The following is a 15324-nucleotide window of genomic DNA, read 5'->3' as shown; positions in this document are numbered from 1 at the left end:
GCAAATAATCTAACCCCAATCTAAAATTAGTATATTTTTTTGAAGACACATCAATTTTTGTTGAGTTCAAAGAGGAAAATGATTCCACCAATTCCACTCCACTATATAGATTTATTTTTTTTCTTCTATTTCTATAAATATTTTTTTCGATTTTAAAATAATTTTTTTCCATTTTTGTAATTGTTTTTAAAACATTAAAATTTGTTTTAATTTTATTCCTTCGTTCTTCTAAATTGTGATTATATGTAAACTTCCAATATTTATAAGGGATTGAATAGTTTATATTATAGAAAAATTCTCTATCTTTAACTTTTTTCGTCATTCTTTCAGTATAATTTACTCTTAGCATATCATTAATCTCCAGTAAATTTGGAATATCAGCAAAAGTCGAAACCATATATTTTCCATTGTCTTTATAATTACTATTGTTGACTTCCAATCTTAATTGCGGATTATTTTTTTCTACATTGAAATAAATATCTGAGTATTCCTGATTCTCACTCTGATTAATATATACTTGTGTATCAAAATTAGTTAGATTTAAGTTATCTAACGCTTGATCTATATCATAGATATTTAAAATATCATTTTTTTTACTAGGAAAAGCTGACCTTATCTTAATATCCGTAGGATCAACTACATTTACCTTTCCCTCGATAATTTTGAAAACCAAAGTTCCTGAAACTATATTCCCTTCCTGTACTTCAGCATAAGATGTAACATATCCTCTCTTTAAATAGATATTTGTCAATTCATTTTCTAAGTTCTTAATATCATTCACTGATATTGGTCTATTTTTGTATTTTTTTATCACTTTGGATATCTCTATATCCAACATGGTATTTCCAATAACAGTTATATTTGAAAATATATAAGTAAGTGAATTATCTTCAATTTTGTTTATATCCCTTAGACTAACCTCTTCCAACTCTTTTCTATTTAACTCTTTTTCAATATTTTTTATCTGTTCTTTTTTTTCTAAATAATCACCTATTCTTGTTGCAGAATATGTATATTTTGAAAAAATTAGCGTTATCATCAATAATTTTTTTAACACTTTATTTTTCATAATTTCATTATTTTCTCCTTTCATAGTAATAATTCCTATAATATTAGCACTTAACACCAAATAATTGGTCTTTTTTTGGAAAAATTTCACAATCTAATTTTGATAAAATAAAATAACAAAAATCTTATCACAAAATTTAAGGAGTAAAAAATTATGAAAAACGAATTATTATTATTAAAATGTGTTATTCTATGCAGTTTAACCGTAAATATATTACAGGCTAGAGATTTAAGAACTAGAGCTATTCCGAATGTGATAAAAACAACAAATAACAAATATCACAGTCAAAATGGAACTGACGTTATTGATATCAATAAAGCTAATAACAACGGAGTATCTCACAACAAGTTTGAAGACTTTAGCGTTGGAAAAGATAATAATGTTATCTTTAATAACAGTGCAACTGCTGGAACTTCAATTTTAGGAGGAAAAGTAGACGCAAATGCTAACTTAACGAAAAATACAACTGCTTCTATTATTTTAAATGAAATTAATGGAGGAAATCCAAGCTCTATCAATGGAGGTGTTGAAATTTTCGGTAAAAGAGCTGATATTGTCTTCGCAAATGAAAACGGAATCAATGTAAATGGTGGTAAATTCTATAATACAAGCGGTGTCACTCTTACAACTGGAAAAGTTACTGAATACACAATGAGTAAAACTATATCTGTAGATGTAAAAAAAGGTAATATCAACATTGGAAAAGATGGAGTTGAAGTTGTTAACAGCGGTAACTTAAATGTCCTAGCTCAGAATATTAATATTAATGGAAAAGTGGATGGAAAAGATAATGTCAATATTATTGCAGGAGAAAATGAAGTTAGATTTAGAAATAACTCTTTAAGTAACCCTATAATTTCAAAATCTTCTAACAAAACTCCAAGTGTTCTAACAGGAACTCAATTGGGAAGTATGTATGGAAAAAATATAACTTTAATTAACAATGGTGGTGGAATAACTAATAATGCTGATATTCATGCCTCAAACTCCATTTCTATATCTGCTAATGGAGACTTAATCTTAGGTAAAACTTCTAACTTAAATAGTAAGAGTGGAATATCTATCAATAGTAGCAAAAATATAAGCAATGAAGGAAATATTAACTCAAGTAATGGTGGTGTTCGTTTACTTGCCAAAGAATCATTAAAAAATAAAGGAAAAATAAAGGGATACTCTATTGAGTTAGCTGCAGATAAAAATTTAGTTAATACTGCTACGCTTTCATCTTCAGGAGGTACAACTTTAAGAGGAGATACTATTGAAAATAGCGCTGATTTAACAGCGATAAATGGAAATGTATCTTTTGATGGTGTTAGCTCAGTAAAAAATGATGGTAATATCAATGGATATTCTCTATCTATTTCTGGTAAAGATATTGTTAACAACGGTAAGGTAGACGTAAACGGTTCTGTAAAGTTTACTGGAGATAATATCGAAAACAATAACACTATCGCTTCAACTGCAACAAACTACTATGAAAAAGTTGAGTTCAATGCTACAAACTCTATCAAAAATAATGCAAATATAACTGGTAGAAATGTTATTTTAAATGCACAAAACAATATTAATAACATTGGCAATATAACAAGTAACGGTTATACAAACTTTACAGCTAAAAATATTATTAATACTGGTAATATAAAATCAAATGGTAGTGATGTAGCTTTAAATGCTACAAACTCATTAAGAAACGACGGAAAGATAGAGGCTGCTTCTATTGAATTAACTGGAAATAAAAATTTAGTTAATACTGCCACACTTTCTTCTTCAGGCGGTACAACTTTGAGAGGAGATGTTATTAAAAATAATGCTGATATAACAACTAACCATGGAAATGTATCTTTTGATGGTGTTAGCTCAGTAAAAAATGATGGTAATATCAATGGATATTCTCTATCTATTTCTGGTAAAGATATTGTTAACAACGGTAAAGTAGATGTAAAGGGATCTGTAAAATTTGCAGGAGATAATATCGAAAACAATAACACTATCACTTCAACTGCAACAAACTACTACGAGAAAGTTGAGTTCAATGCTACAAACTCTATCAAAAATAATGCAAATATAACTGGTAGAAATGTTATTTTAAATGCACAAAACAGTATTAATAACATTGGAAATATAACAAGTAATGGTTATGCAGACTTTACAGCTAAGAACATTGTTAATACTGGTAATATAAAATCAAACGGCAGTGATGTAGCTCTAAATGCAGCAAACTCATTAATAAATGATGGAAAGATAGAGGCTGCTTCTATTGAATTAACTGGAAATAAAAATTTAGTTAATACTGCTGCACTTTCTTCTTCAGGGGGTACAACTTTAAGAGGTAATGCTATTCAAAATAGTGGAGATATAACAACTAACCATGGAAATGTATCTTTTGATGGTGTTGACTCAGTAAAAAATGATGGTAATATCAATGGATATTCTCTATCTATTTCTGGTAAAGATATTGTTAACAACGGTACAATAGATGTAAAGGGGGCTGTAAAGTTTACTGGAGATAATATTGAAAACAGTAACACTATCACCTCAATAGGAACAAACTACTACGATAAAATTGAGTTCAATGCTACAAACTCTATCAAAAATAATGCAAATATAACTGGTAGAAGCATTGCTTTAAACGCACAAAACAATATTGATAACACTGGAAATATAACAACTAATGGTTATGCAAACTTTACAGCTAAAGATATCGTTAACAGTGGTAATATAAAAGTAAACGGTAGTGATATAACTTTAAATGCGACAAATACATTAAGAAACGTTGGAGAGATAGAAGCTGCTTCTATTGAATTAACTGGAAATAAAAGCCTAGTTAATACCGCTTCATTATCTTCTTCAGGAAGTACAACTTTAAGAGGTAATGCTGTTCAAAATAATGGAGATATAACAACTAACCATGGAAATGTATCTTTTGATGGTGTTAATTCAGTAAAAAATGATGGTAACATCAATGGATACAATCTATACGTTTCTGGTAAAAATATTGTTAACAACGGTAAAGTAGATGTAAAAGGTTCTGTAAAATTTACTGGAGATAATATCGAAAACAACAAAACTATTACTTCCGCTGGAACAAACTACTATAACAAAATTGAGTTCAATGCTATAAACTCTATCAAAAATAATGCAGATATAATATCTAACAGATCTGTTAATTTTACTGCTAAAGATATCAATAACTCTGGTAATATAAAAACAAATGGCAATGACGTAGCTTTAAATGCGACAAATACATTAAGAAATGACGGAAAAATAGACGCATACTCCATTGAGTTAACTGGAAATAAAAATCTAGTTAATACCGCTTCATTATCTTCTTCAGGAAGTACAACTTTAAGAGGTGACGCTATTGAAAATAGTGGAAATATAACAACACAGCATGGAAGCGTGTCTTTTGACGGGGTTAATTCAGTAAAAAATGGTGGTAACATCAATGCTTACAATTTATACGTTTCTGGTAAAAATATTATTAACAACGGTAAGGTAGATGTAAAGGGATCTATAAACTTTACTGGAGATAATATCGAAAACAATAACACTGTTACTTCAACTGGAACAAACTACTATGATAAAGTTGAGTTCAATGCTACGAATTCTATCAAGAATACTGCAGAGATAAAAGCTAATAGATCTGTAGGTCTTTCTGCTAAAAATATTAGTAACTCTGGTAATGTAACTGGAAGAGTTATTGAACTAAATGGAACAAATATAACTTCTGAGGGACAACTTAATCCAACTGATACTCTTATAATCAACGGAAAGTATACTTATTATTAAAAAGCCACTTTTTATAATTAAGTAACCTCTTAGTTAACTTTTAAATAGGAATAGGTCTTAAAAACCTGTTCCTATTTTTTATTATTTCTGTTTCCTATTTAAGATTAAGACGATAAATAAATCAGATAAAATTAGAGTACCGATAATACGTCACTGGAGGAATTTATAAATGAATAATATTTTTTCACTTAACTTAAAACTTGTTAAACATTGTCTAAAAAATAAAAAAAGAATAACGCTGTCTTTAATTGTAACTTTTTTAATTACTGGTGGAATCAGTATTACTCCTATTTTTGCTAGAGATTTAAGAAGTAGACAAAGAGAAAAAAATAATGTCATACCGGATAGTAGTGGTGGTGGACCCGGGATGAATACCGCCGCTAATGGTGCTGATGTAGTTAATATTGTTGACGCAAATCAAGATGGAATATCACACAATAAATTTATTGATCTCAGTGTAGGCAGTGGAAACGCCCTGATTTTTAATAATAGTATGATTCATGGAGTATCTCAATTGGGGGGATATGTCACTAAAAATACAAATCTTACTAAAAATGCTTCTGTCATTTTAAATGAAGTCAAAGGAAATAACATTTCAACTATTAATGGTGGAGTCGAAATTTTTGGAACAAAAGCAGATTTTATTTTAGCAAATGAAAACGGAATCTCCCTTAATGGTGCCACTTTTATTAACACAAATGGTGTTACACTAGCTACGGGATCACCATCAATTAATAATGGAAACATCAATTTTGATATAAATAGAGGGGAAATAAATCTAAATGGTGTAGGTACAAGCGGTTCCTATTTTAATGTTTTGGCTAAAACTGTTTTAATTCAGAAGGAGATATCCGGTCTGAAAAATGAACCAACGCCAGATATATCTATTATTGCCGGTGAAAACAAAATTTCATTAGAAAAAAACAAATTTGTATCACCTAAAATAATCGAATCAAAAGTAACTAAAACAGATAAATATGGAATCTATGCAACACAACTTGGTGCTATGTACGGTAAAAATATAAAACTAATTAGTACTGACGAAGGATTGGGAGTTAAGCATGAAGGTTTGATATATAGCTCTCAAGATATTGAAATAGACAGTAAAGGTGACATTATTTTAGCAAATCTATCAGCTAAAAATAACTTAAAAATAACTGGTAAAAAAAATCTGTCTACTATCAAAGGTTCATACAAAAATGAAGGAAAACTTTACTCCAATGCTTTAACTGTGGATAAAGACATAAATATTTCTGTAAACGGAGATACAACTCTCAATAGTGCTCTCCAATCTGTCACTGGAGATATTGATATTTCCAGTAACTCTTTGGAAAACAACGGAATTATCTCTGCAAATAAAGAACTAAAACTCACAACACAAAATTTAACAAATACAGATAAAGGAATCATAAAAGCGAATAACATTGCTATCACCGCTACAAAAGGATTATCTAATCATGGTGAAATTAGGCAAAATCTAAAAGATAAAAATGAATTTGTTTCAGATGATGGATCACTTAAATTTGATATATCTCTTGGTAGTATGGAGAATTTTGGTAATATATCTGGAAGAGATTTGACTATACTAACTCAATCTTTAATTAACGGCTTAAACGGAAAGATTATTATCACTGATGGTGATATCATTTTAACAACAACTTTAGGTGATTTTTTAAATACAGGAGATATTTTAGCTGACAAAAATATCTCAATTATTTCTCAAAAAAATATTAAAAATTTTGGTAAAATTGGTTCTACTAATATTTCTATTCAAGGAATTGATGGCGAGTTTTTTAACGCAGGACAAATAACGGCGGTAAATGAACTTCATGCTATTATAAATAACTTAATAAACGCAGGTTCTTCACAAGAAATTGAAAAGTATTTGATGGAATATAATCAATATATCACAATTAACCTGAACAAAATCAATATAAATATACAAAATTTACAAGAAAAAATAAAAAATGAAGTGTCATCAGAAAAATTAACTTCTTTGAATGAAGCTCTCAATTATTTTACGCTTTTAAAAAAGAACTTTGAAGAATTAAAAGAAAAAATATCTCAAGTTGGGAATTTAGGAATTTTATCTGGAAATAATATAAATATAAAATCTATTGAAAATATTCATAATCAAGGAATGATTTTAGCTAAAAATAATATAGAGATAAATACCAATAAAAATTTAATCAATGATGGTGTTATTGAAGCCGAAAAAAATATTATTTTAAAAGCAATTTTAAATATTGTTAACTCTCAAAGAGTTATTGCTAAAAATAATCTTACGATAGAGGTAAATTCATTTATCTCAACTGGTGATGAAATAAGACTAAAAGAATATTTGAATCTTGTTAAAAATTTTAATGCTCAAAAATTAGAAGAGCTAAATATACAAATCTCGAAATTAGAAGATAGCCTATTGACTAAAGAAAATTTAAAAGAGATTCAAAAAATAGAAGAGGAGTTAAAGAGTTTAAAAAATGAAAGAGATTATCTAAATTCTCTTAAATCTCAAATATCTGCATTCAAAGAAATTGGTGTTCTTGAAGGTCTTAATATCAATATAACGACTAAAAATACACTTAAGAATAATGGAATAATTCTAGCAAAAGGGGACTTAAATTTAAGTTCAAACGAGACTATTGAATCATCTGGTGCTATTAATGTCGCCAATAGTGCAAATATCATAGCAAAATCTTTTATTAGCAATACTTTAAGTGTTGGAGATAAACTTCAAGCAATATTACAACAAACCTTTTCAAGTAAAGATACCACTGTTAAAAATAATATAGAGGTATCGGCTAAAAAAATAGAAACTTTAGGAAAAGTTCATTCAGCAGATGGATCTATCAAACTTACAGGCGATTTATTTAATAATATAAATGGGGATATTTCATCCAAAGGTAGTATTTTACTAGATGGAAAAATTGATAACAAGGGTGCAATCACAACATCAAATAATTTAATATCTACTTCTGGAAAAGAGTTTTTTAACTCTGGAAATATTGATGTTCAAAAAAATATGGAGATACTGACAAATAACTTCAATTCTGAAGGAAATATTAACCTTGGAGAAAAACTAGTTTTAAATTCCACAGGCGATTTTTTTAATTCTGGTAGCATTGAGGTTAAAGATAAAGTACAAATCTCATCAAAACATTTTAAAAATACAAGTGAAATAAAATCAACAGATGAAGTCTCTCTTAAAAGTTTAGATAATCTCTCTAATAGTGGAAAAATATACGGAGCTAAAAAATTAAAAATAGAATCAGATATTTTAGAAAATACCGGAGAAATTATAGCTAGTGGTTTAGATTTAAACACAGTAAATGGGCTAAAAAATTTCGGTAGCTTACAATCTAAAGGAAACCTATCTATAAAAAATATAGGAAATAAATCATCAATTTTAAATTTAGGAGATATTTTAGCAACTGAAAAAATAAATATCGAAGCTCAAAATTCATATCTAACTAGTTCCGGAAAAATTGGTGCTGACAAATCTATAACAACTCAATTAAATGGAATAAAAAATACAGGAACAATCTCTTCTAAAGAAAACATAAACTTAAATATTGGAGAGATAGATTCAGAGCTAGGAAATATAACTTCATTAGGAGATATCAACATAAAAAGTAGTGCCAATCTAGCAAATAATAAAATTCAAAGTATTGGTGATGTCGTGATAGATACAACAGGCTCTTTGAATAACAATGGAATAATCATCAGTAATTCAAATATCAATATAAAAAGTAATACCCTAGTTAATGAAGTTGGAAGTACTATTTGGGCAGGTACAGATATACTCATTGAAACTCTAGGAAAAATATACAACAAATTATTGGCTACTATTGAAGCAGTAGGAGATATATCTTTAACTGCTAAAAGTATAGTAAATGAGGGTGGAAATATTAAGTCAGGTAAAAATATGACTTTAAAAGCTAATTCTATCGAAAACAAAAGTAATCTGACAGGTGAACTTACTATTAATCATGAAAAGATAGAACTTTTACATATTTGGAAGGATATAGCAATTAATCACTGGGATCGAGTAATAGTTACACTCCCAGTTATTACAAATAATCTGTACATTAAAGATAAAGCAACTATATCGGCTGGCACTGATATTTTAATTGATGCAAAAACAACTATAAATGAATCAGGAACTATATCGGCTTCTAAAAATATTGATATCAATGGTAATCTTGAAAATAAAACTTTATATAGCTCACTTGATATTGAATGGTTTTTAAAAAATACGAATGTCGAATTAAAATGGGAAACTAAAACACTGGGATTAGACTTACCTTTAAATAGTGGAACTAGTTTTAATGGAACTTTAGAGGAAGCTTTAAAAGGTGGATATTTTGGAGGTAATAACGGCTATTATGAGGCACTGACAAAGCAAAATAATGAACAATTAGAAAAAGTTCTATCCGCATTGCTTGGAAGTGATTGGAAAGGTCATAGCTCTCCTATTTCTCAAGATAAATGGAATTACGACGCATCTTTTAAATATTATCCAGCAAACGCTAACGCACAAATATTCGCAGGAAATAATTTTACTCATTCAAATGGTATATTTACAAATAATGGGGGTGAGTCCGGTGGCAATAAGGATATTAACATCAAGATAGGTGATTTCTCTATAGACGGATCAACTTCAGAACTAGATACCAATATAAAAGATATCAATTCAATTACACAATTAGGACCAATAAAATTAGTTACTGTAACAGATGTCATAGCTGGTGAAATTACTCTTGATGGCGTGATTATAAAAGCTGAAACAGGAAATACAGCAGGATCTATTGCTGTTGCAGGGACAATAAACCCTATAATATTTATTGAAATACCAGAGGGAGAAAACGGAATATTTAGACCAGCAACTTTAAAGCCAGATGGATTCCAACCTCTTTTTGAAACAAATATTGAATTTATTAATCAAGACAATATGTTTGGGTCAAAATATTTTTTAGAGCAAATTGGATACGATATATCTAAACCTACCACAGTAATCGGAGATTCATACTATGAATTAATATTATTACAAAAGATGATAAAAGAAGTTCTTGGTTACACTGGAACTCTAACAAATATACAGATGAAGACTTTACTAGATAATGCAATATCACTAGGTGAATCTTTAGGATTAGAAATAGGAAAACCTTTAACACCAAATCAAATTAATAGTTTGGACAAAGATATAATATGGTATGTTGAAGTTGAAATCAATGGTACTAAAGTTTTAACACCACAGATATATCTATCTAAAGAATCTAGAATCAATATTTCAAAAAATCAAGGGTCTGGTGGAACTTCTATAATAAAAGCTGGTGGAGATATCACAATTGATACTGATAATTTTACAAATAACAATGGAAATATTGTAGGAAATGGAAATATTATTGTAAAATCCGAAAAAAATATCAACAATAATAGCTCAGGAACTATGAATGCTGGAATTGTATCTCTCAACGGTAATATAGCATTAGACGCAAATCAAGACATTAATATGAAGGGAGGAAACTTAACTGGTGACAACATCCTTTTAGCAGGTAATAATGTAAATATTTCAGCAACTGTAGGCTTAGATAAAAATGGCAATCAGATAATATCTGATAAAGGAAGTATTACTTCTAAAAATGGAATCCAGATAGATGCAGAAAAAGATATAAATCTTAAAGGAGCTCAATTAACTTCAAATGGTATTGAAATTGAAGAGGAGGAGAAAGAAAAAGAAGATATTAAAGAAACTTCTGTTCCTCCTGAAAAGAAGAAAAAAGAAAAATTAGAAAAAAACTTAGATTACTATAAAGAGTTATTGAAAAAAGATGCAAAAGATATAATTGAAGGTGACTCTGGAAGCATTAACTTAAATGCTGGTGGAAATGTAAACTTAGAAGATATATATACTGTTAAATCAAGTGCTCAATACAATTATATTGATTATGCAAATTATGAAAATGAAATTGCTATTGAAGCAAAATCTAATGGAAGTAGCATCAAAGGGTCAAATATTAATATCAATGCTGAAGAAGCTATAAATATCAAAGGTAGTTCTCTATCTACAAATATGGATGAAAAAAATAAAAAACAAGGTTCAATTAATTTAGAAGCAAAACAAGATATTAATATTTTAGATACTCAAACAATTTCGTTAGTAAAAAAAGACTCTAAAAAATCTTCATTTGAACAAGGTTTATATACAAAAAAAGAGGTTAACCATACAAAAAATACTTCTCTTTCAAAAGGAAGTCAAATTGATACAGACGGTGATTTAACTATAAAATCTAATAAGAATCTACAAATTCAAGGAAGTAGTTTATCTTCAGGAGCTAAAACAAACATATCCGCAGAAGGTGATATAGATATTCTTGATGGTAAAGACAGTATAAAAGAAAATAATTACGAAAGTAGATATCAAATTCTTGGAGGTTCAAAAAATACCTCTAAAAAAGAATCACTTGAATCTAAAGGCAGTAATATAGTTGCCAATAACGACATCTCTATAATTGCGAAAGAAAATATCAAGATTGTAAATGGTGGATTCAATACTGGCAAAAATATCAATATCAATGCAAATAAAAATATTTCCATAGAAGCTGGTAAAAATGAATACCATGAAATGAATGAATCCTTCGGTGTAGGAATTTATGTTGATGGAAGTGTTGGAGTCGGAGGAGTTGGAGTTGCTGGAAGTGCTAACACAATTGATATGACAGCACAAGGTGAGGTAACAAGTGATTTCTATGGTGAATTAAATAAAAAACTAGATGGTTCTAATGAAAAAACTCCAACAACGTCTGGAAAACCACATATGGATCAGCTCATCAATTCTGAAATTGGTGTCAAAATACAGTATGATAAAAACGAAATTGATAAAACAAACTGGAGTGAAAGTAACTTTAACACTGGCGGAAACTTAAATATCACTGCTGGTGAAGTTATTGACATTGGAGGTGGTGATTATACTTCTAAAGGTGATGTTACAATCGAAGGAAATGAAATAAAATCAACAAAATATGAAGATCTATTAAAAAATAAAAATACTAATTTTGAAATTAGTTTAAAACAATCTCAAGGCGTTAGTAGTTCCATCACTGACACAATCAACACTGCAAAAGAAATGGATGAAAACATCAAAAGTGGTGAAGCAAATACCGGAGTTCTTGTAGCTCAAGGAATCGGAGCAGCAACAAATCTAATATTTAACGATTTGGCAGGAGTATTCTCAAAGCAATCTATCAATTTAGGAATAGGAAGTACAGAAAATTTATCAACTAAAGAAAATATAACCACAATAGAGGCTAAAAATATAACAATTAAAGCAAAAAAAGAAGATATAACCTTAAATGGCATAAAACTATCGGCTGAAGAAAATATTTTGCTGAATGCAAAGAAAAATTTGAATATAAATGCCGCAAAACAATCCTCAACTAGCAAAGGATTCAAAGTGGATTTAGAAGCACAACTAGAAGAAACTGCAGGTTACAGTGCATTGTGGGGAGGAAATGCTGATATAGGAGTAGGAGGAAGTGCAAGTGTTAATGTCACTACTAAAAACTCTGAAGTATATACTAATTCAGAAATTATATCTAAAAATAATATATCTATAAAATCAGGTGAAAACGTCGATATTCTTGGTGGAAATGTTGAAGCAAAGAAAAATATAGACTTAAATATCAAAGGAAATCTAAATATATCAAGTGCAAAATCTAAAAATGAATCCAATGACATAAGTGCAAACGCTGGTGGAAATGTATCAATAGGCGGATCCACAAATACAATAGGAAAAGCTGAACTAGGATTTAATGCTGGAGGTGGAAACCTGTGGGAAAATGGAGAGTCTGTTGTACAATCGGGAATAAAAGCAGGAGAAAAATTACTAGCTGATATAGACAAAGATGTAAATTTAAACGGAGCAATCTTAGGCTCAGAAAAAAATGATGGAAGCTTAAAAGTAGGAGGAAACCTAAATTTAAACGACTTAGTAACAACAGAAAAAAAGGGTGGAGCACAGTTAACTTTCTCGGGTGGATTTACAGGAGACTTTGGAGTTGATGGTACAATAGGAGATACTCAAAACAAGACAGTCAAAACGAAGAGTGCAATAGGATTAAATATTGAAAATATCTCTATCGGTGGGGATGTAGGTGTAAATGGCGAACAAAGTGAAAAAAACAACCTCTACACAGATCTATCGAAAACACAAATAGTGGAAAAAAATGAGTCTAGTAAAGGTGGAAGCTTATCCATGTCTGTGTCAGTTGATTCAATAAAGGATGTAAAAAACAAATTAACCGGAAAAAATACTGGAAATAATGAAGGTCAGATAGTCTTACCTCAAAAAGAAAATACAAAAACCAATAATGATTTCAAAAATAGCATTGATATAGACAATAATGCTCCTACTAAAAAAATATTGGATAGCGGTTGGGAAGAGATGCCTATTATAAAATATGAAGAGGGACCTACTAACTTCAACGATAATTATGCGCCTAACGATTTCAGTATGAATAACCAAAGCGCTAAAGACAATTCTCGACTACAGGAACTACAAAATAAACTTGAAACTCTTAAAAAAGATTTTGAAAATGACATGAAAGAGCGACAAGACGCCTTAGATAAGATTCAAAGTAAACTTGAAGCTGATGATATCGTCAATATGATCGATATCAAAAATCTTTTAGAAAGTAAAGACTCGCTTACTCAAAATGAAAAGATTGAGTTGGAAACTATCAAAAAACAACTAAATGATGAACTTAAAAAACTTTCCGGTGAAAAAGATGCTGAAATCAAAGTCGAAGCTCTTTTAGAAGAACAAAATACACTAGTAGCTAAAGGTGAATTAAATAAAAATGAACAACAAAAACTTAATGATTTAGAAAAACAGATTCAAGAAGCTGTTGCTGTTTTAAATAACATTATCGCTAATAATAACGCGACTTTAGATAAAGAACCTTTGCTAGATAATGATGATTCTAGTAGTGCTTGGGAAGAGATGCCTATTATAAAATATGAAGAGGGACCTACTAACTTCAACGATAATTACGCACCTAATAATTTTGGCGATAAAACTCCTCCTCCAGTACCACCAAGACCTGAAATACTGAAAAAAATTGATTTAAATGAACAAAATCAGAAAAAGGATTCTGACAAAGAGATACTCGAGCAATTAGTGAAATCATCACAAAAAGAAACAATTAAATTAGAAAAAGAATTAGGACAATTGTTAGATGAGCAAAGCAAAATACTTGAAAAACAATTGAAAGACAAAAAATTAAAAAAGAAGGATAAAAAAAGATTAGATGAACTTCAAATAAAGCTAAAAGAAAAAACAGAACAACTAAATAAAAATAAAGAACTAGAACTTAGGATGGAAAAAAATCTTAAAACATATTTAGATGACTCCCTACAACAAAACTTGGATACTAATGAACCAATATATGAAAGTATAGATGAATATATAATGAAAGAAAACTCTATCTATGAAAGCACTGATGATTATGTAATAAAGGACAATCCTATCTATGAAAGTATTGAAAATATTGATGATAGTAGTAGAGCAGAATCTGTAACAGAGGATGAACCTATATACGCTACAATAGACAAGGAGAAGCAAAAGAAAGATAGAGAAGAAAGACAAAAAAAAGAACTCGAAGAATCAAAAAAACTACAAAAAGAAAAAATAGAAGAACTACCTCCAGAATTACCTCCAAGAAGTGAAGAAGTTTTACTAAGTAAAAATGAAACAATAGATATTTCTAAAAATAATGATCAAGAACTTTCTTCTGCAGAGTTAGACGCATTAAAAAAATACATAGATAAAAGTACAATAAATACATTAATAAGAAACGATAATCTATCTAATGATGCAATTGATGAAATAAAAAACTTAGATAATGCATTAAAAAAATTTCCAAAGTATAGAGGTGATTTAAGTCGTATTCTATATATAACGGGGTCTGATTTAAAAAAATTTTTATTAGAGCATAAAACCGGTGAAAAAGTTAAATATTCTGAATATATCTCCACAACTTCAAAAAAAGAACACGTTATGTATGGAAATATATTTATCACCATAAAAAATTCTGAAAATGGTCGTGATATTTCTAAAATCAACCCACAAGAACAAGAGGTCCTATATGAACGTGGTAGCGAATTTATAGTAAAAGAAATAAAAAGAATAAGCTATAATAACTATAAAATTGAACTAGAAGAAGTGAAACACAATTAATTAAAAATCAATTTACAAAATGTTTTATGATCAATAATTTTATAGTCCTAAATAAGACAAAAACCCGAAAAATCTAGTATATAATTTTTTGACAAAATAACAAATTGGAGAAAAATTATGTACGAAATTAAGCAAAATGAAAAGCTACTAAAACGGTTCTTAAAGAAAAAACAAAAAATAACTTTAAGTCTGATAGTAGCTTTTCTAATTACTGGAGGAATAGCTTGCG

General features: G+C 29.0%; 3 protein-coding genes. 2 read left to right on the top strand and 1 reads right to left on the bottom strand.

Going from position 1 to position 15324, the window contains the following annotated elements; translation table 11 throughout:
* Positions 1-1069: ShlB/FhaC/HecB family hemolysin secretion/activation protein (locus ACWI69_RS10380; protein WP_448821765.1), on the bottom strand; the 1069-nt coding region annotated here is incomplete at its 3' end.
* 153 nt (positions 1070-1222) lie between these two features.
* Between ACWI69_RS10380 and ACWI69_RS10375 the strand changes: the two genes are divergently transcribed.
* Both ACWI69_RS10375 and ACWI69_RS10370 read left to right on the top strand, forming a co-directional pair.
* Complete coding sequence (locus ACWI69_RS10375; protein ID WP_448821764.1) at positions 1223-4858, top strand: two-partner secretion domain-containing protein; 3636 nt, start codon at positions 1223-1225, stop codon at positions 4856-4858.
* Positions 4859-5027: 169 nt separating this feature from the next.
* On the top strand, positions 5028-15095 hold the full coding sequence (locus ACWI69_RS10370; protein WP_448821763.1) for a two-partner secretion domain-containing protein: 10068 nt from the start codon (positions 5028-5030) through the stop codon (positions 15093-15095).
* Positions 15096-15324 lie beyond the last annotated feature (229 nt).

Source organism: Cetobacterium sp., from assembly GCF_977044495.1.
The sequence above is the reverse complement of the archived record's forward strand: the minus strand, read 5'-3'. Positions and strand labels throughout refer to the sequence as shown.

Coding starts and splice junctions, on each gene's coding strand:
- ACWI69_RS10370 (WP_448821763.1), top strand. CDS start 5,028: ATGAATAATATTTTTTCACTTAACTTAAAACTTGTTAAACATTGTCTA.
- ACWI69_RS10375 (WP_448821764.1), top strand. CDS start 1,223: ATGAAAAACGAATTATTATTATTAAAATGTGTTATTCTATGCAGTTTA.